Consider the following 21,818-nt stretch of genomic DNA (forward strand, 5'->3'; position numbering starts at 1 on the left):
CCGGCTCAGGCGGGCGGGACCGGCAGGACGTCCGGGGACAGGGCCGCCGCGCGGGCCGACGCGGCGGTCGTCCGGCGCCGGTAGTGTCGGCGGCACAGCACCTCGTATCCGACCTCGCCGCTGGACTGGTCGACGTCGCCGACGACCACCTGGGCGCCCTCGACGACCATCGCGCCGCCTATCGTGCGGGCGTTGTGCGTGGCCCGGGCGCCGCACCAGCACAGCGCCTCCACCTGGAGCACCTCGATGCGGTCGGCCAGCTCGACCAGTCGCTGCGAGCCCGGGGAAGAGCTTGGAGCGGAAGTCCGTGGTGATCCCGAAGGCGTACACGTCCAGGCCGAGATCGTCCACCACGCGCGCGAACTGGTCGATCTGGCCGGGCGCGAGGAACTGCGCCTCGTCCGCGATCGCGTAGTCGACCCGGCCGCCCTGGAGGAGGTGGTCGACGATGTACGCGTACAGGTCCTGGTCGTCCGGGACCGCCACGGCGTCGGTGACCAGGCCGAGCCGGGAGGACAACTCGCCCTTGCCCGCGCGGTCGTTCCGGGTGAAGATCATGCCGGCGAGACCCCGGGCCGAGCGGTTGTGCTCGATCTGGAGAGCCAGCGTCCTTTTGCTTGGGTATCGACCACCTATGCGTAGCATCGCCACCATGACACTACGTGGTCTCGGATCGCTGCGGCTGTGCGTCGAAACGGACGACCCAAGCCCACTGGGCAAGTTCACCTCACAGGTGTTCTGCGCGTTCCTCGACCGTCTCGCCCGTCGCGCCGGCCTCAAGGTCCACGTGATCGCCGACCCGTACCCGGTCCACCGCAGCCCAGCGGTCCGGGCCCGGCTCGCCGCAAACGCCGAGCGCGTCGAACTGCACCTGACGCCCGGATACAGCCCCGAACTGAATCCCGGCGAGTTGTTGAACGCCGATCTGAAGCACCATGTCCACGGAGCCCGAGCCACCCTCTGCGGGACCGGGTCCAGGTCCTGGCGGCTGTGATCTTTGCCGGGGGGCTGCACGCCGCTCTGGAGTTCGACTCCTTGGGAAACTCGGGGATCACGGGTTTATGGCGCCGGCAGATGACCTGGGATGTGTACCGGCAACCGTGTGTGGGAGCCGCACGAGGCCGCGATGGCGGCCGAGGCGGAGCAGATACGCAAGGCCGAAGCCCGCGTCACGGACTTCGCGACCGAGCACGGCACGGAACGCATCACCCTGGCCGTGGCCGGCGCCCGAATCGGCTGCTGGGACGCTGCCGAATCCGTGTGCAGCTTCGGGGCATTGGGCCACATCGAGCTGGGGCATTTCTGGTTCTTCCCTGAAGGCGTGGCGAGTCTGCCGCACATCGTGGAGCACGAGCTCGCGCACATGCTGGCTTATACGGGTGCGGACATGTTCAACGACGGGTGAAGCATCCATCCGCGATGCTGAAAGGGACTGGCGAACCGCTCGGGTCGAGGGAAGGTGCCCCCTTTTTTGATGACTCTGTGCGTCCTTAGCTCCGGGTGAAGAGCAAGCCTTGTGGGCGCGGATCCAAGTGAGGGCCGGACGCCGGCTTCTGTGCCGAATCGTCTGCCGGGACCAGGAAACCTGACCCTCTTTCCCTCAGGCGCGGACAGGGATACGCCCGGAGACAGCTTGGGTAGCACGCCCGGCGCACCAGCGAGCGCTCGTCGTTCATCGGCGTGGCGCCTCGGCATCGCCGCCGCGACGGACTCGATCGGGCGCGCTTGGCCACGTCCTCCCCTGGGAGGGCCGTCAACCCGCACAGAAGCCCCGCCAGGTCCTGACGAGGCTTCTGTTTTGTGGATGTCAGTGAGGCGACCTACTCGACAATCCTGCCTTTAGGATTGACAGGAGTCGAGTCGAGAAAACCTCGCTTCAGTGAATGCGCGCCAGGGGCACTCGCTAACGTCCCAGATATAGCATGGGGTCCACTAGACGAAATCTGGGAGAAATGACGACCCTAAGTTCGCACCTGAAGCCAGGGACACCTACTTCGATAACGATGCCGCGCTCCTCGTCTCGCGAGTACAGGAGAATACGCTCCACCTGTTCACGATAGATTTCGATATCGCATTCGCCCATCGACTCCCTGGTCAAACGTACAGACCTTGCGCCGATGTCGAAGCTCAGTGCCACAAGCTCGCCAGCAGCACCTGCCGGAGCCTCGACTCGCCACACATCAGGGTCGTGTTCCGTAGGCTCAGGGGTCGCACCAAGCACTTCGAGGAAATCCAGATCCTCTGGAATCTCCATGACGTCACTTGCCATAGCCCCTCCCTCCGATAGGGATCATTGTAGTGAGCCGTACTCCATTGTCTGTCACTTCAAAGCCGGGCTGGTGAGCAGCGGGACGTGCCTGCGGATATAGCCACGCGAGGCCGGATCGTGCTCTGGTCCGCTGAGGGGCGTCGGCGCAAGGACATCGCCGAGCTGCCGAGTGAGTTCCTCGATGCGCACCATCAACTGCTCTGCCTGGTCGGTCAGTTCGCGCACTCGGGTTTCGGATGTGTTCCAGGATGGGTTTGACCTGCGGGTTCTCGCTCATACTGTCCTCCAGGAGGCGAGCCGGTGTTCGCAGTCGCACACGAGACGGCGGTAGAACGTCAAGGTCCCATTCGCCTGCTCCACGATCCACCGCTTCGCCTGCGGAACGAACCCGCTCTGGTCCGGATTGCGTTCGACGATCTCCACGCCGATACCCAGGTTCATACCGTGATCGACGACCTTGTTCCTGAAGCCCTGGTCGACCAGGGCCTTGGTCACTGTGTCGCGCTGTGCGGCGACACCGTCCAGCGGGGCGATGCCGGCGGTGTTCTCGTGCGCGGAAGCGGGCAGCACGACGCAGTCGACGACGAGGCCCAGGACGTCCACGGCCAGGCATATCTTCCTACCCGGCACTCTTTTCGCGGCACCCTTGCCGGTCGTCGTGGCAGGGACGCCAACCGCGGCGTGGATGCTCTGGGTGTCCAGGACGACCAGGCTCGGGTCCGCTAATCGCTTCCGCTTCTCCCGCAGCTGCCAGCGCAGCAGGTCGTGAATGTCCTGGTCAGTGCCCTCGTCGCGTCAGAGGTAGGAGTAGTACGTCACCGCTCCGGGCGGGGGCATGTCGTGCGGCAGGAACTGCCACTGACACCCCGTGCGGTTCTGGTAGAGGATCGCGTTCACGATCTCCCGCACCGCCTACTTCCCCTGATGCCCGCCGACCGACGGATGCCGGGCCTTCCACGCCGCGATCACCGGTTCGACGAACTCCCACTGCTCGTCGGTGAAATCGCTCAGGCACGACGCATGTCCATGCCACAACCCAGCGAACCTCGAACGTGCGACCGGCGGTGATGTCCCAACATCACACCATCGAGCGATCGCAAGTCGGACGGAAGATCACGCACCGCCCTCTCATGTCGTGCACCTCGGTGCTGTCCGCGTACGCGGTGAACGCGATCCATGAGCGACGGGTGCACGAGGCCGCAGTCTCAAGCCAACGGCCTTTCGGTGCCACGCCCTCCGTGACCCCGCCGAGACCACTGGCCGGGCTGGCGACGTCGACGACTCGCTACTGTGTGCGGCCGCGTCCGCTGGCGTTGCCGTCTACTACTGCAGTCAGAACACGTTGAAGCCCCGTAAGTCGCCTGACGGGGCTTCAAATTTGCTAGCGTGACTTTAGGTTGGCGTTGGTGATTATCTTCACTCCTCAAGCCCGGACTGAAGAAGCTGCCAGTCCTCCTGCTGATCACGCCAGGCGGTGCTTGCGTAGATTGCGGTCTTCGCCTCAGGCAAAGACAGGCCAAGCACACGAGAAGCTACGTAGATCGCTTCGATTGGCGACAGACCCAGTTCCCGCAGTTCTCGGAACACCGGCTCCTGTCCTACTTGTCCTCGGCCCGCGATGCGCGATGCCAACCCGTCCAGTTGAGACCGATCCATTCTCTATTCTCCTAGGATCTCTGCGACATCCAAGGTCATCGACCCCGGGCGCTTGTAAATGCTGCCGTCCGGCTTCGGGATATGCCGCTCATAGTTCAGCACGACGGTGCTGTACCCCTGGGATCTCGCCTGCTCGGTGACTGAGTCTTTCTCGGTAAGCGCCCGTCGCTCGCTGTGGTCGCGATGCTTGCGCTGCCGCCCGTGCGGTCCTCAAGTCCGGGCAGGCGTAAGGCCCCTGGTAGGAACGATCTTGCGACGGATTGTTCTGACCGAGGGGCCTCACGTGTCGATCAGTGTCACATACACCGCGGTGCTCGATGTGAAGCGGTCCACCGCCGAGCACCTGGCCCGGTTGCTGCGCGATCACCGCATCGCGGCCGGAACCCGCAGGGGCAGGCGTGCGCTGGGCTGCTTCCGCCAGGCGGTGCTCGTCCTGCGCTGGTTCATCGACGGCACCCGCCTTTCCCAACTCGCCCGCGACAACAACCTGTCGGCCTCCACCGCATACCGCTACCTCCACGAGGGGCTGACCCGTTCTGGCGGCCGGGGCACCGGACCTCGCGACCGCGCTTCAGCGTGCGAAAGAGGCCGGGCTGACGCATCTGAACCTCGACGGCACCGTCATCCGCACCGACCGCATCGCCGCCCCCGGCCCCAACGGCGCAGACCTCCGGTGGTCCGGAAAACACAAGCACCATGGCGGGAACGTGCAGGTCATCGCCACCCCGGACGGCTGGCCGATCTGGGTCTCACCGGTCCGCCCGGGCCGCGAGCACGACACCACCTGCGCCCGCCACCACGGCCTGATCGACGCCCTCAACCGGATCGCCGCCGAACTGAACATGCCGACCCTCGTCGACCTCGGCTACGAGAACGCCGGCGACGGCTTCCGCCACCCGCGCAAGAAGCCCGCCGGTGGCGAACTTACCGAGGCCCAGCAGACCTACAACAAGGTCATCCGCGGCATCCACGGGGTCTGCGAGCGCGCCAACTCCCTGCTCAAGACCACCTTCAAGGCCCTGCGCAGGGTCAGCCTCGACCCCAGCCGCATCACGAAGATCGCCGCCGCGGCCCTCGTCCTGCTCCAGCTCGAGTACGACCGCACCATCTGATCAATCACAGAACGTCATGATCCGTCACTGGCAAAGACTCATTGTGCGGCCGGACGCCGGCAGGGTGCCCGCGGTGGCCATCGTCCAGCCGATCAGGCCCGATTTTCTCGATTCCGGCTACTGTAGGAGCACATGCATCCGCCGCGCGATATCAGCTGCCTTCAATCGAACCTGGCCATCGCTCAGCAGGTCAGGCATACCGATGCCGGCCGAGTCGTAATCGTGCGCGACATAGAAGAGATCAGTTGCCGCCTGGTACTGCTCGACGGTCGGATATGGGCCACCGTATCCCTTGTATAGAGGAAGACAGACAAGAGAGAACTCGGAAGGAGAGATCCGTCCCTCAGAAACGGCCTCCGCGAGTACCAGAAATGGTTCCAATGTCGCCATTTACAGCTTCCCTTGCTGAGTAAGGTACCAGAACTGATCTGAAGTCACATTCGTTTTCCAAGCTCCAAGCATCTCGCCTGACTCGATGTCCACCGAGACATGACGTCCAGTGTTGGGATCCACGTAGTGTCGAGCAGGGATTCCGCGATACGTTCCCGCGATCTGGACGTTCCCTGGATCCTTGACAAAGTCTTCCAAGGCTTTTACGAATGCCTGCTTACTCGCTTTGCTCTCCTTCGCCATGATCTCGAAGTCGGCCGCATGCTTGAAATGATGAGGCACCCTGTTCGAATCGATCCATATGGATCCGCAGCCCGGACCCGAATTATGAACGAGGATCGGTGTCTCGCCTGCCAGCACATAGTACGTGTGGAGGTCGGCGACGGTGAGGTTGTATGTCCGGGCGGTCTTCTCGAAGGAGCGGTTGTGCTGGACGCTGACCGTGGTGCCGTCGACGGTCCGGAGGGTCGACCCTGCGCGCAGCCGCCCGGCCTCTACCCAGGTTCGGGAGGAGGGTGACCAGAAGGGGTGTTCGCTGGTGGCGGTGAGGTGGTCGGTGCCGTTGCGGGTGTGCAGGGTGAGTTCGTTGAACTGCTTGTCGTGCTCGGTGACGATGGTGGCGGTCACGGCCCGCGGCCCGGTGACTCCGGTCAGGGGATCGGTGGCGGTGACGGAGTCACCGGCCTTGACGGACTCGATCTTCTTCGTCGAGCCGTCGGCCATGAGCACCTTGGTCCCGGCGAGGAAACACTGCAGGCACTTCTTGGCGGCCTTTGCGGCGCGGGAGGCCTTGGCGATGTCCTCGACGCCGTCGGCGGCCTTCTTGAGCAGTTTCAGCTTGCCGATGGGGAGTACTCCGGCCACGGCGAGGGTGCATTGACCGAGGGTGGGGTTCTTGGCACATTCCTGGAGCTCGTTGACGCCGAGGACCTCCATGCCGCCCTTCAGCAGGAGCTTGGCCAGGTCCGGGGATGCCTGGGGCAGTTCGACAGGCTGGCCGGCCAGTCCGCAGGGCGGGAGGTTGTCCCGGGACATATAGGCGATGCAGCGCTGCTTCTCCTTGGCCTGCTTCTCCTTCTCACGCTGCTGCTTGCGCTGCTCCTCGGCCTGCTTGCGGACCGCGGCCTCCTCGGCCCGGCGCTTGGTCACCACGTCCGACCAGGCCCTGGAAGCTTCGGTCTTGGCCTCCGTGGCGCTCTTGCCCGCTGCGATGGCGTCCGCCCGGGCATCGTCGGCTGCGTTGCGGGCATTGCGTGCCGAGTTCCGTGCGTAGGTGGCGGACCATTCTGCCTGGGCGGCGGATTCGCCGGCGTCGGCGGCGTCCTGGTCGGCGCGGTCGGCGGCGTTGCGGGCGGTCCTGGCGGAGGAGGCTGCCTGGTCGGCGCTGGTCTGCGCGCGGTCGGCGGATTTCTTGGCGCTGGCGGCGTACTTGTCTGCCTGGTCGGCGTTCTGCTGTGCCTCGGCCGCTGCCCTCTTGGCTTCGGTCTCTGCGTGTCTGGCGTTCGCGGCGGCCTTGGCCGCCAGACTGCTGTCCTTGCGTGCGTGGGCGGCGATGCCGTCGGCCTCGTCGAGCAGCCGTTGCATCTGCGCGGTGTGGGTCTGAGTGAGTTTGTCCTTGCGGTCGGCCATGTACTGGCCGACTTGTATGAATTCGTGCAGCTGGTCGGCGGGGCCGGTCAGCGCTGATTTCGCGGCTGCCTTGACTTCCGCTCCGCCGTCGTTGACCAGCTTGGACGCCAGCACCCGCTCGTCCTGGTTGCGGGCCTGGTACTGGCCGCCGTTGAGGAAGCCCGTCATCGCCTTGGGGCTGCCGTCGGCGAGGGCGGCCTTGGAGGCGTCCTTGACGGCCGGGCCCCCGGCGTTGTTGATCCGGGAGACGAGCACCCGGTAGTCGGCGGTGGCCACTGTGTACTGGCCGGTGGTGTAGAAGTCCCGGACCTGCTCGTCGCTGCCCTGGACCGCATCCCCGGCAGCGTTGCGGACGCTCTCGTACGGGCTGGTCTCGGCGAGGTCGCCGACCTGCTGGCGGATCTCGTCCGTCTCCGCCTGCTCGGCGCCGGTGCGCAGGTAGTCCAGGATCGCGGTGTCATCGCCGGACAGGGCCTGGGCGGCGGCTTCCTGGCGCCAGGAGCCGTACTGCTTGAGCGCGCGCAGCGCCACGGCGCGGCCCTTGGCGGCGATGGCTTCGGCGTCGGCATCGGGCTTGCCGGCCTCGGCGGCGAGGGCCGCGGTGTCCTCGCCGATCCGCCTCTCCTCGAGGGCGACCTTCGCCAGCTGGACGGTGAAGGTGTCGGCGGCGTCCTTCTGCGACTGGGCGACCTCCGTCGCCGCGCTCGTCCGCGTCGCGAGGTCCTCGGCCTCGGTCTTGCGGGCGATGGTGAACACCGTGTGGGCGGTGGCAGCGGCCTTGGTCGCGGTGTCAGCGGCCTGTTTGGCCTTGGCTGCTTGCTTGGCGGCCTCGTTGGCCGCGTTCGTGGCCTTGCCGGCCTGCTTGGCTGCTTCGTCGGCCGCGTCCGCCGCGTTCTCGGCGTGTGTGGCCGCCGAGTTGGCCGCATCCCGCGCGTCATAGGCGGCCTGGGCGGATTCCTTGGCCAGCGCCTCGGCCGCGTTCGCCGCCCGGTTCGCCTCACGGGCGTGACGGCGCGTCTCGGCCGCGGCCGCCCGGGCCTCGCCGGAGTGAACACCCGCGGCATCCGCGGCAAGGCTGGCCTCATCGGCCGCGTCGGCGGCCGCGTTCGCGTCGCTGATCGCACTCAGCGACGCCCTGGCAGCGGCTCCGGCGGCCAGAGACGCCCGGCCGGCCTGCTCCGCGGCGGCCGCGGACGACTTCGCCAGAAGACCGGCGGCACGGGCCGCTCGGGCGGAATCCCGCGCGGAATCGGCCTTGTTCTTGTCGGTGGCCGCGTCGGCCGCGGCCTTGTAGGCGGCTCCGGCCGCATTGGCGGCAGCGGTCGCCGCCGCGGCGGTCTGCGCGGCGGCCAGCGCCGCGATACGCGCCGAACGGTCGGCGGCGTTCGCCGCGCCGATCGCGGTCTGCGCGGCCTCGGCGGCGGCTCGTGCCGCATCAGCCGCCTGTCCCGCTCTGAACGCCGCCTTGTGCGCGTCGTTCTTCGCGGCTGCGGTCTCCTTCGCCGCCGTCTGTGCCGCCTCCTTGGCCAGAGCAGAGGCCGCGACCGCCTTCGCCGACGCCTCCTGTGCCCGCTTCGTGGCGTCATCGGCCTGCGCGCCGGCCTGTCTGGCCTGCTCGGTCAGCTGCGCGATGGTGGCGTGTTCCTGGTCACGGTTGCGCGCGGTGAACTGCCCGAGCTCCAGGAACTCCACGATGTCGTCCGGAGTCCCCTGCAACGCGACCTTCCCGGCCGCCTTCATCGCCGGGCCACCCGAGTTGATCAGCTTCGAGACCTCGACCCGGTCGTCCGTCTCACGCGCCGTGTACTGGCCCTCGTCGAGGAACTTCGCCACATCCTCCGGCGAACCCTCAAGCGCCGCCTTGCCCGCCTCCCTGACCCCGGGGCCACCGAGATTGATGACCCTGGAGGCCTCGACGCGCCGGTCCTGCTCCAGGGGAGCCTTCCACCCGCCGTGCAGGAACGCGGCCACGTCGTCCGGCCTCTGCGACGCAAGCGCTGCCTTCGCAGCCTCACGCACCGCCGGACCCCCCGCATTGACGATCCGGCTGACATCCACCCGGTCATCGACGGTCTGAAGCGTGTGCGCCTCGTTGATGAAGGCAAGGATGTCGTCGTCGCCGCCGAGCAGCGCCCGCTCGGCGGCCTCCCTGACACCGCTGCCACCGGTGCGCCAGTACTCGACCACCAGCCCGCGGTCGAGGAAATAGTCCGAGTCGTCGCCTGCCGCCGTGGCGGGCGAGGCACCGAGGAGTCCGGCTGCCAGGGTGAGCGGCAGTAGGAGGCCCGCGGTTGCGCCGCGCATAGCGGCGTGGCTCCGGGCGCGTATGGGCTCGCTGGCCCGGATGCGCGACGCCCGCGAAGGGCGCCAATGTTTCTTCATGCGAAGTCCTTTCACGCCTAATCAGCCCCACGACGCCTCGATGTCGATCAGAGGGCCGCTCACACATCCACGTCGCCGTTAGCGAAAGTGAATTTGCATGCCACCCGAAAGAGGTCTGTCTGGCGGGCGCTCCGCTGCGACACGGCGTCAACTTGTGGGGGAAAGTGGCAGTTGAGGGGGTACTTCGCGAGTACTTTACATGTGATTCACTTGCGCTTTACCTGTATAGGGTTGATCACACTTCGCTGATCGGAAGGAATCATGACGATGTCCCGTATCGGGAAGGCGCTCGTTGTGGGCGCTGCAGTCGCTGCAGTGAGCTCTGTTGGATGTGTCGCCTACGCGTCGGCCGTGGGGGCCCCGCCGGCCGCACCCGGAGCCACTGCCACGGACATGCCGTTCGCGGTCGAGACGTTCGACTATCCCGGGGCCGCGAAGATCCAGGCCGAGCGCAAGATCACTCTGAAGCGCGGCGACGGCCATATCGTGCTCACGGACTGCAACTCGGCCTACGACGTCAAGGTCGAGTCCCGCACCGCGGGCATGTACTACTGCTTCAAGGTCAGTGGTAAGCAGGGGTACCTGACCATGGAACTCCCCGACGCCTACGGCATCTGGACCCAGGACCACCCGGTCCAGGCCACGCTCACCACCGACGGCAGGAAGAGCGTCGTCAACGCCCCGAAGAATGACTACACACCGGTCGGCGAGGCAGGCGACACCAGCAAGAAGTCCGTCCTCGTCGAACTCCGCGTCACCAGCTGATCCCTGCGTGAGCGCTGCCGCCGACGGATCCGCCCCTCGCGCCTCTCCCGCGCCACGCGTCAACACCCCTCGCAGGCAGCGCGACAGCCCGCCGGTCCCGACAGGCCACAGCCGCCCCACCGCTACAGCGGACGCCGATTATCGACCGGTCCACCACGTCGCCGTTCGCCCGGTGTGCCGGCGGCAGCCGATGAGGGCTGATCATCCCGAAGGCGTGCCGGCCCTCCTGCCGGCACCGGGTTCTCGCGAGCCGACCAGGCTCACTCGCCTCCTCTTCTCACCGACCTCACAGAAAACGGGGAACTCCATGTCCGACTTTCGCCCGCACGCCGCGCGGACCGGCGGCCTGATCGCCGCTGCCACCCTGGCTGCCGTCGCCGTGTCGGCCACGCCCGCGACCGCCGTATCGGGCCCGCAGACCCCCGCAGTCACCGCGGCTGCCCTCGCCCGCCTCGACATCGGCAACCAGATCGGCGACCAGCGCGGCTGCTCGGCCGTGCTGGTGGCTCCGCAATGGCTGCTGACCGCCGCGAGCTGTTTCGCCGACACCCCGGGCACCACCCTCGCCCCCGGCGCACCGAAGCTGAAGACGACGGCCACCATCGGCGGCACCGCTCAGCAGGTGGTGAACCTCGTGCCCCGTACCGGACGTGACGTGGTGATGGCCCAACTGGCCAAGCCGGTCAGCGGCATCACCCCCGTCGCGGTGGCCGGCAGCGCCCCCGGTGCCGGGGACGAGGTCCAGGCCGCCGGTTATGGGCGCACGCGCGACGAGTGGGTACCCGACCAGGTGCACGCGGCCACCTTCACCGTCCAGAACGTGGGCGCCACCACCGTGGACCTCGCGGCGAAGTCCGACGGCGCCGCCGTCTGCCAGGGGGACACCGGTGGCCCCACGCTGACCACGGCCGACAACCGCGCCGCGATCGTCGGTATCAACAGCCGCTCCTGGCAGGGTGGTTGCCTGGGCAGTGACTCGGCCGAGACCCGTACCGGGGCCGCAGCAGCCCGCGTTGACGACCTGGCCCCCTGGGTGCAGCAGGTCGCCTACAGCACCACGTTCGCCAACGCGCCGTGGAAGCACGCCGTACAGATGACCGCCGGCTACTTCGCCGGTGCCGCCGCCGGCGGTCGCCGCATGGACCTGATCGTCGTCTGGGACGACGGCGAGGTCACCCTCTATCAGGGCGGCGACGGCACCGACCCGGCCCACCCGTTCTCCGCCGAGTACCGGCTCCAGCCCAGGAAGAGCATCTGGGCCAAGGCCCTCGCGGTCACCAGCGTCAACACGGGCGGCGGCACGGACGGGGTCGTGGTGCGCTGGATCGACGGCGAGATGACCCTCTACCCCACCGTGGACGCCAAGGGCTTCCACGACGAGAAGCAGCTCGCCCCGCCGAAGAACACCACGTGGAAGGACGACGCCCGGCTGCTGACCGGCGGCCGTTTCACCGCTGGCGGGCGCCGCGACGACCTCCTGGTCGACTGGAAGGACGGCCACGTCTCCGTCTTCAGCGACGTGGCCGCCAACGGACTGAAGAAGCAGACCCAGACCGTCGCCAAGAACACCACCTGGCCCTACGCCTCCCAGCTCACCACCGGGTCCTTCACCGGCAAGAACACCGATGACCTGCTGGCGCGCTGGGTCGACGGCGAGACCACCGTCTACCCCGGCACGACCGCCGGGACCCTGCCCGGCGAGATCAAGATCCGCCCCGCAAAGTCATACTGGAAGAACGCCACCGTGGTCGCCGCAGGTGCCTTCACCGCCAACAGCACCGCCGACGACATCATCGTCCGCTGGACCGACGGCCACGTCAGCCTCTTCCCCGACGTCGACACCAAGGGCCTGCACGACGAGCTCCCCCTCGCACCGGCCAACTGACGCAAGGGACAAAGCTCCCGAGCATGCCCACAACCGGGCTCTCCACCACTCTCCTCATCAGCGCGGACGCGCCGCCCGTCTTTGGGACGCGTGTCATAGCGAGACGGGTCGTGGTGCCCGGCCCGCGCTGCGGGGAGAGCGGGCCGGACGAGCCCTGACCGAGGAGGCCGGCGGCCTACGCGGCAGTCGAGGCCTCTGTGCCACACTGGCTCCAGCGGCCGTCTCGCATCCCCCGTCGAGGCGGCCGCTGCTGTGATGGCCCCGCGGTTCGGGAAGTATGCCGCTTTCGTGGACCCTTTCGTGTACCGGCGGCACGCGGCGTTCAGGTGGCCGGCTGGTGATCAAGAGCAGCTGTCGAGCATGGAGCCGATGGCGGTCTTTCGGCGCTGGTCACGTTCAGCTTCCGTTGAGAGACTCTGTCGGGGATCTTGGGGTTCGTAGGCGGGTCGGCGTGGTTGTCGGGCAGGCTCGACTTGGTGTCCAAGGTCGTTCGTCTGCATGAGGTGAGTCGGTGTCGCTGCGCCCCCGTTCCGGTGAGCAAGTCCCGTCCCTGACCGAGCAGGTGGCGCGGGCGAGTAATCCCGCGGGGACGACCACGATGTGGGTACGGGACCGGCTGGACGGACTGTGGCGTGACGATGACTTCGCCACCTGGTACCCGCGCGATGGGCGACCAGGGTTATCCCCGGCCCAACTCGCCACGGTGAGCGTGTTGCAGTTCCTGCTGAACCTCTCGGACCGGCAAGCAGCCGAGGCGGTGCGCTGCCGCATCGACTTCAAGTACGCCTGCGCGCTGGATCTGGACGATTGGTTCGGCCACTTCGCCGGCAGATCGCGAAGTGGTGGTGCCCTCACCTCGGGAGGCGGACGCCGAGAATCCGCCGAGGCCTGCACAGCCGCAGTCCGCCGTCCCGGAGCTCTCGGCGAGACTGAACCGCCTTTTCGCAGTCATGCACCCGAGGGGGCGTGAGACGTACACCTCGCACGAGGTTGCAGTCGCCGACCTGGACGAGGAGGCGCTTGCTGCCCTTGTCCCGGTGATCCAGCACCTGCAGCGGGCAAGCAAGAGGCAACGGATGTGAGCTGCTGGTAGGGCGGTATATGAAGATGCTCCACTGCAGCCAACCGGGTTGGGTCCGGCGGTCCATGCGGGCTTCCGCCGCTGCCGAGCGAGACAGGCGCCGCGGTGGTAAGGGGGGAGCACGAAAGTGGTCTTTGTCCAGTGGCAGTGGACCGACCCGGGGGGAGCGGGGATGAACGACAGGGAACTGCGTCGCTACTGCGCCGATCTGGTCCGGCAACTCGACATCCCCGAGCCGTTCAACATCAATGCCCTCGTCGACCAGATAGAGGAACGCCGCGGACGACCCATCTCGCTCGTACCGATGCCGCTACCCGCCGACCGAGGGCTGTGCGGCATGTGGGTCGCTACACCCGACGTGGACTACGTCATCTACCAGGCGGAGGCCAGAAAAGCGCACCAAGGCCACATCGTCCTCCACGAGATCGGCCACATGCTCTGCGAGCACGAGTCCACTCCGGCTGAGGAGGAAGAGGTCTCCCGGCTCCTTCTGCCGAACATCGACCCTTCGCTCGTGCGCACCGTCCTCGGGCGCACCTGCTACGACCGGAGCGAGGAGAAGGCTGCCGAGCTTGTTGCCTCGCTGATCCCCCTGCAGGCCACCAACGCCGCTCCCCGGCCGACGACAAGTCTTTCGGAAGACGTGGTCAACCTCGTCAGCCACCTCGAGCGCTCCCTGGGGCGCAGTTCCACACCAAGGACATAGCCGAGTGTTATTCAACGTCGTCTACGGAATGCTCTCCTTGATCACTTGGAGCGCGTTCGCCTTCAAGCCGAGAGACCTCGCCCGCGACTGGCGCAACAAGGAACTGCAGCGGCTGTGTCTGGCGATCGCAATGTTCGCCGCACCGTTCGGCTTCGCCGCTCCCCCGGTGTACGTACGCGTCGATGCTCTGTTCGGCACGCCCAACATCAGTTCGCTGATCATCTACACGACCGTGGAGGTCTGCCTCACCTCGTTCCTGGCCCTCCTCGTCAGCTGGTCGTCTGCACAGTCGAAGGTCCGGCTCCGTCACCGGCTGATCCTCGGCTACGCCATCGCCACGGTCACCACGAACTGGGTGCTGTTCTTCCTGGGGGACGCCACCGATACGTCACACGCCCTTGACTTCGACGTTCACTATGCCAAGACCGCATACATCTGGGAGTTCCTCCTCGTCCACCAGACCCTGTGCACGGTCAGCATGATGGGCCTGATCCGGCTCTGCTGGCGCTACTCCAAGATCGTCGGCCGGCCTTGGCTGCGCCGCGGCCTGCGAATCGTCACCGTGGGAGCAGTCACCGGCTTGGGCTACTGCCTACCCAAGGTCATCTCCCTCATCTGGGACAAGCTCGGCATCTCACCACTCGGCTTCGTCAACTCCGTTGTGGCCCCCATGTTCGCCAACGTCTCGGCGGCACTCTTCGCCGTTGGGTTCACCATGCCCGCCTGGGGCGTCGGCCTCGGCAGGGCCATGGCATGGATGTCCGACTGCCGCACCTTCCACCGCCGCTACCCACTCTGGCAGGCGATCACCCGCGCCTTCCCCGAAGTCGTCCTCGTCGCCCCGCCGGCCTCCCGCAGGGAACTGGCTCGCGACCTCCGGTTCTTCCTCAGTCGCCAGGTGATCGAGATACTCGACGGCGAAATGAGACTTCGTCCCCACCATGCCCCAGAAATCAGCCGCATGACACGAGAAGTAGCGGCGAACCAACACATCACCGGTGACGAGGCGGATGCCGTCGCAGAAGCCGCGCACATCGCAGCAGCCCTTCAGGCTCGGTCTACCGGCCACGAGGCGTCAGGGGGAAACGGCACAGACTTCGACGATGCCGCCAACGGCGACCTCAGCAAGGAAGGTGCTCGTCTGACCCGGGTCGCCGACGCCTTCAACACCTCCGCCGTCATCCCCGCCGTTCTCAAGCGGCTCCTATCGGCGAAAACAGCCGCATGAGCAGCACCGAACGGACCGCCAGCGTCTCGTCACTGCTCAGTGAAGCACTCCTCGCCGACCCACATGGCGCCTACGCCCAGCTCCGCGAAACCGCCCCGGTCCACCGCACCACCACTCCCGACGGCGAACCCGTGTGGCTGATCACCCGGTACGCCGAGGCCCGTGCGGCTCTGGCAGACCCCCGGCTCTCCCTGAACAAGGCAAACGCCGAGACCAGCGGCGAGTACAGATCCTCCATGCCCCCCGAGCTCGACGCTCACCTGCTCAACATGGATCCACCCGACCACACTCGCCTGCGCCGACTCGTCGCCAAGGCATTCACTCCCCGTCGCGTCGAGGGCCTGCGCATGCGCATCCAGAAGCTGACCGACGAACTCCTCACCACCATGACCGGCCCTCGCGTAGACCTCGTCCACGCCCTGGCCGTCCCACTGCCGATGGGCGTCATCTGCGAACTCCTCGGCATCCCGGAGACAGCGAGGCGCGACTTTCGGGCCTGGACCGACACACTATTCTCACCAGCGCCGGGAGCGGCAACGGAGTCACGCACTGCGATGAGGCAGATGCAGCAATTCCTCAAAAGGGTCATCGAGGACAAACGAAACAGTCCGACCGAGGACCTTCTGTCTGCCCTCGTCCAGGCACGCGACGACCACGACGTACTCACCGAGCCTGAACTCGTCTCCCTGGCGTTCCTCACTCTGTTCGCCGGCTATGACAACGCCGTACATCTCATCGGCAACACAGCACTGAGCCTGCTGCTGCACCCCCGACTGCTGACGGCGGTGCGAGGTGGCGCCATCCCGATACGGTCGGCAGTCGAGGAGACGCTGCGCTGGAGCCCTCCTTTCGCACTGGCAGTGCGCCGCTTTGCCCTCGAAGATGTCAGCATCGGGAACGCTCTCATCCCCGCTGGCAGTCGAGTGTGGGTCTCCATCGCTTCGGCGAACCGGGACGGGCGACAGTTCGCGTCTCCCGACGTGTTCGACCCAGGCCGTGCACCAACTCACCTGGCGTTCGGCTACGGAGTGCACTACTGCATTGGCGCCCCGCTCGCACGGATGGAAGCGGAAATCGCCGTACGGTCTCTACTGGAACGGTTCCGTGTGCTTGAACTGGCGGTAGACCGTGACGAGTTGGAGTGGTTGCCGACGTTTCACAAACGGGGACTGCGCAGCCTCCCTGTGGTGACTTACTGATCCGATGAGGGGGTCTCCCACCCCCTCATCGCATCAGTGCACCAAGCCATTCCTTCGCAGCCGAGCCATCAATTGCTCAGGTTGAACTCGCGATGTCCGGTGGTCTGATCGCGTCCGGCACTGGCCCATCCCTAACGTGCCGAGTTCTGGCAGATCGTCGACGTCCTCATCAAGCACTACCCGGTGGTAAGCAAGTTCACAGCCACACGCTGAAGCGCGTTCACCGAGGCCTGACAGCCCGGACAGTCCCGTGGCAGGTCATGTGAGCTTGGTCGTCCAGGTGAAGTGCCAGAGGCTTCCGGAGAGAAGCAGAGCGCACCATACGGCGGCGGACAGTGCAGCCGGTGCCCAGTGCGGATCTGAGGCGAGTCGGGTGAGGGAAGAGCCCGGCAGCCAGTCGGAGACAGTCCAGCCCCGCGCCGCGGCGACGGCGGTGAGGACGGACTCGGCCACCAGGACCCACGCGAAGATGACACTGAGCGCAGCCCCGGCGCTGCGCATCAGCAGACCCGCCGCGGTGCCGTAGACCGTTGCCGCGATCAAAGCCGCCAGCACCCGTAGGGTGACGGAAACGCAGCTGAGCCACGCCGCGCCGGTTGCCCAGGCTGAGGTGTCCAGATGGCGAACGCCGGCAGTGATCCAGGCCGTTGACCCGGTGGTCAGGCAGGTGGTCAGGGCCACGAGGATGGCGAGCACGGCCAGCCCGGCGACCTTGCCCAGCAGCAATGCAGGCCGGGCGGGCACCCGGACGAGCAGGTTGCGCCATGTGCCGTAGCGGTATTCGTTGGTGACGGAGGTCGCCGCCACCGCCATGAGGATCAGGCAGATGACGGACGTGGCCGTCTGCAGTGGTTTCAGGGGCCCACCGTTGCCTGCTGTCCCAGCGTGGGTGAGAGCGACCATGGCCATCGCCGCGGCGGCGGCCACTGCACCCGTGCCGAAGAGCAGAGGCACCAGTACGCGGGGACGAAGGGTCTTCACCCGTTCGCTGCGGTAGGCGTGCACGAGGGCGTTCAGCACTGCGGTTCCTGACCGAGGAGGGAGAAGAAGGCTTCTTCGAGTGTGGGGCGCCGCACCGCGAGGTGAGCCAGGGTGATGCCATGGGCCGCCGCGACGCGATTCAGGTCTCCGGCCTGTTCCGGCCCTGCATCGACCAGCAGGCGGTTCTCGTGCCGTCGGACGCCATGGCCCGCCGCCTCGAAGGCCTGGATGAGGGGCACCAGTTGCTCTGCGCGTTCCGGCGCCGCCTCGACGAATGCCTGCTGGCAGGTGGTGAGTGCCTCTCGGTCTCCTTGGAACAGTGTGGTGCCCTGGTGCAGGAAGACGAAGTGGTCGCAGAGGGCGTCGAGTTCGTTGAGCTGGTGGCTGGAGATCAGCACCGTGGTCCCATCGGACGTCAGACCGTGCAGCAGTGCACGCAGTTGTGCGGTGCCGACCGGATCGAGGCCGTTGGTCGGTTCGTCCAGGACCAGCAGGCGCGGTTCGGTCAGCAGGGCCGCGGCGATGCCGAGTCGCTGCCGCATGCCGAGCGAGTAGGTGGCCACCTGGCGGTCTGCCTGCTCTTCCATGCCGGTGAGGGCCAGGGCTCGGTGGATGCTGTCGCCGCCGACGCCCGCGAGCTCGGCCAGAACTCTCAGGTTGGTACGGCCGGTGAGCCGGGGGTAGAGCGCCGGCTGCTCGATGAGAGCGCCCACCGCCGGCAGGTACCGGGCGGGGTGGGTGAGGGGAGCGCCCAGCACGGTGCCCGCCCCCGTGTCGTGACGGTCCAGCCCGAGCAGGATGCGCATCGTGGTGGTCTTGCCGGAGCCGTTGGGACCGATCAGAGCGGTGAGCGATCCGGCAGGCACCGTGAGGTCGAGGTGACGCAGGGCGGTGCGGCCGGGATACGTCCGGCGCAGACCCGTGACATGTATGGCGGGGTCGGCTTGAGGAGTCAGCGGGGAGAGCGTCGTACGGGATCGCGGGACGGTCGGTGTCATCAGGTGGCCTCCGCGTGGGTCGGCTCGGGACGGGTGAGCGCGCCGGTGGGATCCAGTCGCCGCAGGGCGGCGGTGACGGTCTCGTCCGCCAGACGCACGTCGTGCAGGATGCGGCCCCGCTGGAGAACCAGGAGGCGGTCGGCAAGGTCGTCGGCCCAGGTCAGGTCGTGGGTGCAGAGGACGATGGTTCTGCGTCGGGCGTGCCAGTCCCGCACGGTCGCGCGCAGCGCACCGACGGCCGTGGCGTCCAGGGCGTTGGCCGGTTCGTCCATGAGGACCAGAGCCGGGTCGTGGAGGGTGGCCCCGACGAGTCCGAGCTGCTTGCGCATGCCCAGGGACAGTTCTCGGACCAGTGCGTCGTGGCGGTCCGACAGCACGGTGTCTTCCAGGCGCTCCAGAGCGGCCCGCAGGGAGGTGCCGTGCAGCCGGCAGACGAACGACAGCTGTTCCCGGACCGTGAGGTAGTCGTACAGGGGTGGCTCGGCCTGTACGAAACCACGGACGGTCCGTGCGGCGAGATCGGTCGCGGTGTGACCTGCGATGCGTGCCCGGCCGGTGCTGGGTTCGGCCAGCCCGGCCAGCAGCCTCAGCAGCGTCGTCTTGCCGGATCCGTTGCGGCCTACCAGGCAGACGAACTCGCCGTCGACGGCGGTGAAGCTCGCCTCGCTCAGGGCTGTGTGGTCGCCGAAGCGTACGGTGACGGATTCGACGTCGATCACGGTGTTGCCTTCCTGAAGTGCTGGTCGCGGCGGGCCAGGTGTCCCAGGCCCGCGCAGAGCACGAGCAGGGTGGCGAGGTCGGCCCCGGTGTCTATGGCGAGCGAGGTGCCGCCTTGAGCTCCGGTCGCGTTGCGGAGCAGGGGGCCGAGCGCGGTGGGTGAGGCCAGCAGTGCGGCGAGTACGCCCTCGACGGTCTCGGCGACGCCCGAGCGGCTGGCTCGCTCGTCGTCGAACCGTTCCGGCGGCGGTACAAGGAATGCCGTCGCCACGACCGCGCAGCTTCCGGCGAGCAGTGCGACCGGCAGCGCCAGAAACGTACTGGGGACCACAGGGCCGCCCCCGGCGAGCAGCAGCCCGAGATAGGCGGGCACCACCGGCAGTGCCGCCACCGCGGTGCAGGCAGCGACCTTGCCGACGAGGACGCGGCCGAAGGGGACCGGCGCCTGGCGCAGTACCTCGATGGACCTGTGCTCCGCCTCCACGCCCGCGACCTGGGCCACGACACCGGACACGGCGAGGTACATCGCGACCGCTGCCGCGGTGCCCCAGGTGTGGGCGGGCAGCGACCACGGGAGGTGGGCGCCGTAACGGACCCGTATGCCGCAGCCGAGCGCGGCCAGGCCGAGGCCGAGCACGCACACGCGGTAGAGGGGACCTGTCACCGCTGCGGAGCGGCGCCGTGCGGACAACAGGTCCTTGGCGACAACAGCGGTGATGAGTCCTTTGGTGTGCAGAGCGTAGGACGTGATGCGTTCGTCGGCCGCCGGTGATGCCGGACCGCGCGGGTGCAGGGCGCTGTGCCGTTCGGCGCGTCGCACCAGGTGGCGGGCCAGCACGCCCAGTGCGGCGGTCAAGGCCGACCAGGCCACCAGCATCCAGCCCAGGTGTCCGGGACGGAACAGTTCGTCCCACAGACCGGGGCGGATGTCGGCGGCGGTGCGCCGCAGGGAAGCGGACACCTCTTCCGGCCGGACGGATGAGGACGGGGCGATACCTGCCAGAAAGGGGGAGACCAGGAAGCCGGCAGCGAACCCCGCCGTGACCGCGCCCGCGGCCCTGCGGCCCGGGGAGCGCACTGCGCGGGATGTGGCCAGAGCCGCCGTCGCGCAGACGTGCAACAAGGCTCCCGTCAGGGCCGCGCCCGCCGTCGCCGCCAGGACGGCCGGCAGCAGGCGTGCACCGGCCTCGGACGCCGACAGCCACGGTAGGGCGACCAGCACACCCGCCGTGAACACTGCGCATGCCCCTGCGACTTGGGGCGCCCACAGGCGGGCCAGGAAGACCGCCCTGGGCGGGACGTGCCAGGCCAGCAGCATGCCGCGGTCGGGCGGTTCCAGCAGCTGCCGGGTCTCGGAAGGCCTGGCTGCCAGGACATTCGCGAACAGAATCGCCAGCACGGTGATCCAGCAGAAGCCGGCCACCGCAGGGCCGTCGGACCCGACCGGCGGGAATGCCCGGCCCAAGGCCGTACTGATGCCCCAGATCAACGTGGCGACGATCAGCAGCCCGCCCGCGCCGGCGACCAGCACGAAGGTCCGCAACGGGGCCGACAGGTCGCGGTACCCCGGAAGCCGGTTGCGTCGGCGACGCAGATCCGCCTCAAGCACGGCCAGGCCGGCCCGCCACACATACCTCCGACCGGGCACCGACCGCCCGTCCGGTGTTGCGACACGTGTCTGTTGCTTCATTCCTCAGCCCCGGTCACTCAAGCGGGACGGCGCCACAGCAGGGCGACAGCGCTCGCCGCCACCACGCACGCGATGAAGGCCAGTGCCACGACGTCCAGTCCCTGCGCCGCCGGGAGCCGCCAGCCGGCCACTCCCAGGGGGACACACACGAGAGCCGAGAGCCCGAACAGCAGCCAGCCACCGAACGCCGCCAGCCCGACCAGGATCGCGAGAACCACCAGCAGCACCGCGACCGCGAACCATCCCCAGTTCAGCAGGTCCTGTGTGCGCAGCACCCCGGCACGGGCGTCGCCGGAGACCTGCGGGGCCTGCTCGATCGCGGTCTTCGTGGCGTCCCGTGTCATCCGGTACCAGACACCGCGCACCACGGCCAGCACGGCAGCCGTCGCGGCCAGGCCACCCGCGAGGGCCATCGCGGAGCGCGGTTTTCGCTGGGAAGAGGCCGACATGGACTTCCTTTCGTGGGGAACCGCGTGAGGGAAAGAGGGGGATCACGGAAGGGCGGGCCGTCTGACCTCTCAGGCGATCAGAGAGGCGACCGTGAAGAGGCCCGTGGGCGCCAGAGCACAGGTCGTACTGCGCGGCCACGACAACCGCGCGGAGTGCCGTGCCACCAGCGTGCAGACGCCGGCCAGCACCGCCAGGGACGGATCCGTTCCGCCCAGCACCGCCACGATGTGATCGCTGGACGGCAGGGAGAACAGCACAGAACCAAGCGTCAGTACAAGGAGCTTGCCGAGGAGGAAGCCCGAGACGGCGAGCCCGAGGAAGGTCCGGTCGTCGGCGAAGGCACCTCGGCTGCCGGCGAGCCGGCATGCGGCCGCGCCGGCAGCACCGGCGATCAGCACGACGAACAGCATGCCGAGCGCGTTGAGCACCGAGCCGAAGAGCCACGCCGAGGCGATGCCGACTTTGACCGTTGCGGCGTCGGCGTCCGGGACCCGCTGGACCACACCCTCGCGGTACTGGCCGAGCAAGGTGAGGTTGGCCAACGGCATCGCCAACATCAGCAAAAGGGTGAGGAGCCGGAAGGTCCGGCGCGGGCCGACCGAGGACCGGTTCGGACCTGCCACCGCATCCTCTTCCGGTGCCATGCCCGACAATGCGTCACTGTGCCGACTGGCCAGTGC

21 protein-coding genes and 2 pseudogenes are annotated in these 21,818 nt (G+C 67.7%); 9 read left to right on the plus strand and 14 right to left on the minus strand.

Features of this window, described 5'->3' with window-relative positions:
* Positions 1 to 5 precede the first annotated feature (5 nt).
* Positions 6 to 654, minus strand: a pseudogene (locus BIV25_RS22780) (thymidine kinase).
* On the opposite strand from BIV25_RS22780, the gene BIV25_RS47455 reads away from it, so the two are divergent.
* Positions 653 to 994: a transposase gene (locus BIV25_RS47455; protein WP_177235381.1), complete on the plus strand. Its 342-nt coding sequence runs from the start codon at positions 653 to 655 to the stop codon at positions 992 to 994. The pseudogene BIV25_RS22780 and the gene BIV25_RS47455 sit on opposite strands and share 2 nt — an antisense overlap.
* A gap of 108 nt (positions 995 to 1,102) precedes the next feature.
* On the plus strand, positions 1,103 to 1,405 hold the full coding sequence (locus BIV25_RS22790) for a hypothetical protein (protein WP_143076688.1): 303 nt from the start codon (positions 1,103 to 1,105) through the stop codon (positions 1,403 to 1,405).
* Between the two features lie 498 nt (positions 1,406 to 1,903).
* Here BIV25_RS22790 and BIV25_RS50435 read toward each other — a convergent pair whose 3' ends face one another.
* The 5 genes from BIV25_RS50435 to BIV25_RS51275 form a co-directional block, all read right to left on the minus strand.
* On the minus strand, positions 1,904 to 2,269 hold the full coding sequence (locus BIV25_RS50435; RefSeq protein WP_143076689.1) for a hypothetical protein: 366 nt from the start codon (positions 2,267 to 2,269) through the stop codon (positions 1,904 to 1,906).
* A 51-nt stretch (positions 2,270 to 2,320) separates the two neighbouring features.
* The gene (locus BIV25_RS51270; protein WP_177235382.1) at positions 2,321 to 2,494 is read right to left on the minus strand and encodes a hypothetical protein; all 174 of its coding nucleotides are present in this window, start codon (positions 2,492 to 2,494) and stop codon (positions 2,321 to 2,323) included.
* Between the two features lie 48 nt (positions 2,495 to 2,542).
* Positions 2,543 to 3,040, minus strand: a complete 498-nt coding sequence (locus BIV25_RS53080) for a transposase (RefSeq protein ID WP_079176826.1) — start codon at positions 3,038 to 3,040, stop codon at positions 2,543 to 2,545.
* 24 nt (positions 3,041 to 3,064) lie between these two features.
* Positions 3,065 to 3,178 (minus strand): transposase, encoded by a 114-nt coding sequence (locus tag BIV25_RS53085; RefSeq protein WP_256256006.1) that lies wholly within the window; start codon positions 3,176 to 3,178, stop codon positions 3,065 to 3,067.
* 507 nt (positions 3,179 to 3,685) lie between these two features.
* Entirely contained in the window at positions 3,686 to 3,856 is a 171-nt protein-coding gene (locus BIV25_RS51275; RefSeq protein WP_177235383.1) for a hypothetical protein, read from the minus strand.
* A 358-nt stretch (positions 3,857 to 4,214) separates the two neighbouring features.
* On the opposite strand from BIV25_RS51275, the pseudogene BIV25_RS47470 reads away from it, so the two are divergent.
* Positions 4,215 to 5,037 (plus strand): annotated as a pseudogene (locus BIV25_RS47470) (transposase family protein).
* A gap of 117 nt (positions 5,038 to 5,154) precedes the next feature.
* On the opposite strand, the gene BIV25_RS22805 reads toward BIV25_RS47470, so the two are convergent.
* Positions 5,155 to 5,427: a hypothetical protein gene (locus tag BIV25_RS22805; protein ID WP_071374238.1), complete on the minus strand. Its 273-nt coding sequence runs from the start codon at positions 5,425 to 5,427 to the stop codon at positions 5,155 to 5,157.
* Positions 5,428 to 9,360 (minus strand): polymorphic toxin-type HINT domain-containing protein, encoded by a 3,933-nt coding sequence (locus BIV25_RS22810; RefSeq protein ID WP_071374239.1) that lies wholly within the window; start codon positions 9,358 to 9,360, stop codon positions 5,428 to 5,430.
* Positions 9,361 to 9,831: 471 nt separating this feature from the next.
* Between BIV25_RS22810 and BIV25_RS22815 the strand changes: the two genes are divergently transcribed.
* The 6 genes from BIV25_RS22815 to BIV25_RS22835 all read left to right on the plus strand — a co-directional run bounded on the left by BIV25_RS22815 (position 9,832) and on the right by BIV25_RS22835 (position 16,302).
* Positions 9,832 to 10,203: a hypothetical protein gene (locus tag BIV25_RS22815; RefSeq protein ID WP_079176828.1), complete on the plus strand. Its 372-nt coding sequence runs from the start codon at positions 9,832 to 9,834 to the stop codon at positions 10,201 to 10,203.
* Between the two features lie 307 nt (positions 10,204 to 10,510).
* A complete protein-coding gene (locus BIV25_RS22820) occupies positions 10,511 to 12,088 on the plus strand; it encodes a S1 family peptidase (RefSeq protein ID WP_071374241.1) in 1,578 nt (525 codons plus the stop codon).
* A gap of 511 nt (positions 12,089 to 12,599) precedes the next feature.
* Complete coding sequence (locus tag BIV25_RS53090; protein WP_256256007.1) at positions 12,600 to 13,058, plus strand: transposase; 459 nt, start codon at positions 12,600 to 12,602, stop codon at positions 13,056 to 13,058.
* Positions 13,059 to 13,341: 283 nt separating this feature from the next.
* Positions 13,342 to 13,875, plus strand: coding sequence for a hypothetical protein (locus BIV25_RS22825; RefSeq protein ID WP_071374304.1), 534 nt, complete (start codon positions 13,342 to 13,344; stop codon positions 13,873 to 13,875).
* A 4-nt stretch (positions 13,876 to 13,879) separates the two neighbouring features.
* Positions 13,880 to 15,103: an MAB_1171c family putative transporter gene (locus BIV25_RS22830; RefSeq protein WP_143076690.1), complete on the plus strand. Its 1,224-nt coding sequence runs from the start codon at positions 13,880 to 13,882 to the stop codon at positions 15,101 to 15,103.
* Positions 15,100 to 16,302, plus strand: a complete 1,203-nt coding sequence (locus tag BIV25_RS22835) for a cytochrome P450 (RefSeq protein WP_071374243.1) — start codon at positions 15,100 to 15,102, stop codon at positions 16,300 to 16,302. The genes BIV25_RS22830 and BIV25_RS22835 overlap by 4 nt, the downstream gene beginning before the upstream one ends.
* A 258-nt stretch (positions 16,303 to 16,560) precedes the next feature.
* Here the strand turns inward: BIV25_RS22835 and BIV25_RS22840 are convergent, their stop codons facing one another.
* From BIV25_RS22840 to BIV25_RS22865, 6 genes are all read right to left on the minus strand, one after another.
* Complete coding sequence (locus tag BIV25_RS22840) at positions 16,561 to 17,322, minus strand: ABC transporter permease (RefSeq protein WP_071374244.1); 762 nt, start codon at positions 17,320 to 17,322, stop codon at positions 16,561 to 16,563.
* Positions 17,316 to 18,281, minus strand: coding sequence for an ABC transporter ATP-binding protein (locus tag BIV25_RS22845; RefSeq protein ID WP_071374245.1), 966 nt, complete (start codon positions 18,279 to 18,281; stop codon positions 17,316 to 17,318). The genes BIV25_RS22840 and BIV25_RS22845 overlap by 7 nt, the downstream gene beginning before the upstream one ends.
* On the minus strand, positions 18,281 to 19,000 hold the full coding sequence (locus BIV25_RS51280) for an ABC transporter ATP-binding protein (RefSeq protein ID WP_071374246.1): 720 nt from the start codon (positions 18,998 to 19,000) through the stop codon (positions 18,281 to 18,283). The genes BIV25_RS22845 and BIV25_RS51280 overlap by 1 nt, the downstream gene beginning before the upstream one ends.
* Positions 18,997 to 20,646 carry a hypothetical protein gene (locus BIV25_RS51285; protein ID WP_177235384.1) on the minus strand — a complete coding sequence of 550 codons (1,650 nt, stop codon included), beginning with the start codon at positions 20,644 to 20,646 and terminating at the stop codon, positions 18,997 to 18,999. The genes BIV25_RS51280 and BIV25_RS51285 overlap by 4 nt, the downstream gene beginning before the upstream one ends.
* Before the next feature lie 59 nt (positions 20,647 to 20,705).
* Positions 20,706 to 21,137, minus strand: coding sequence for a hypothetical protein (locus BIV25_RS22860; RefSeq protein ID WP_143076691.1), 432 nt, complete (start codon positions 21,135 to 21,137; stop codon positions 20,706 to 20,708).
* Positions 21,138 to 21,206: 69 nt separating this feature from the next.
* Positions 21,207 to 21,695: a hypothetical protein gene (locus BIV25_RS22865; RefSeq protein ID WP_143076692.1), complete on the minus strand. Its 489-nt coding sequence runs from the start codon at positions 21,693 to 21,695 to the stop codon at positions 21,207 to 21,209.
* Between the last annotated feature and the right edge of the window lie 123 nt (positions 21,696 to 21,818).

The sequence above is a fragment of the Streptomyces sp. MUSC 14 genome (assembly GCF_001866675.1).
In the GTDB taxonomy this organism is placed as follows: Bacteria; Actinomycetota; Actinomycetes; order Streptomycetales; family Streptomycetaceae; genus Streptomyces.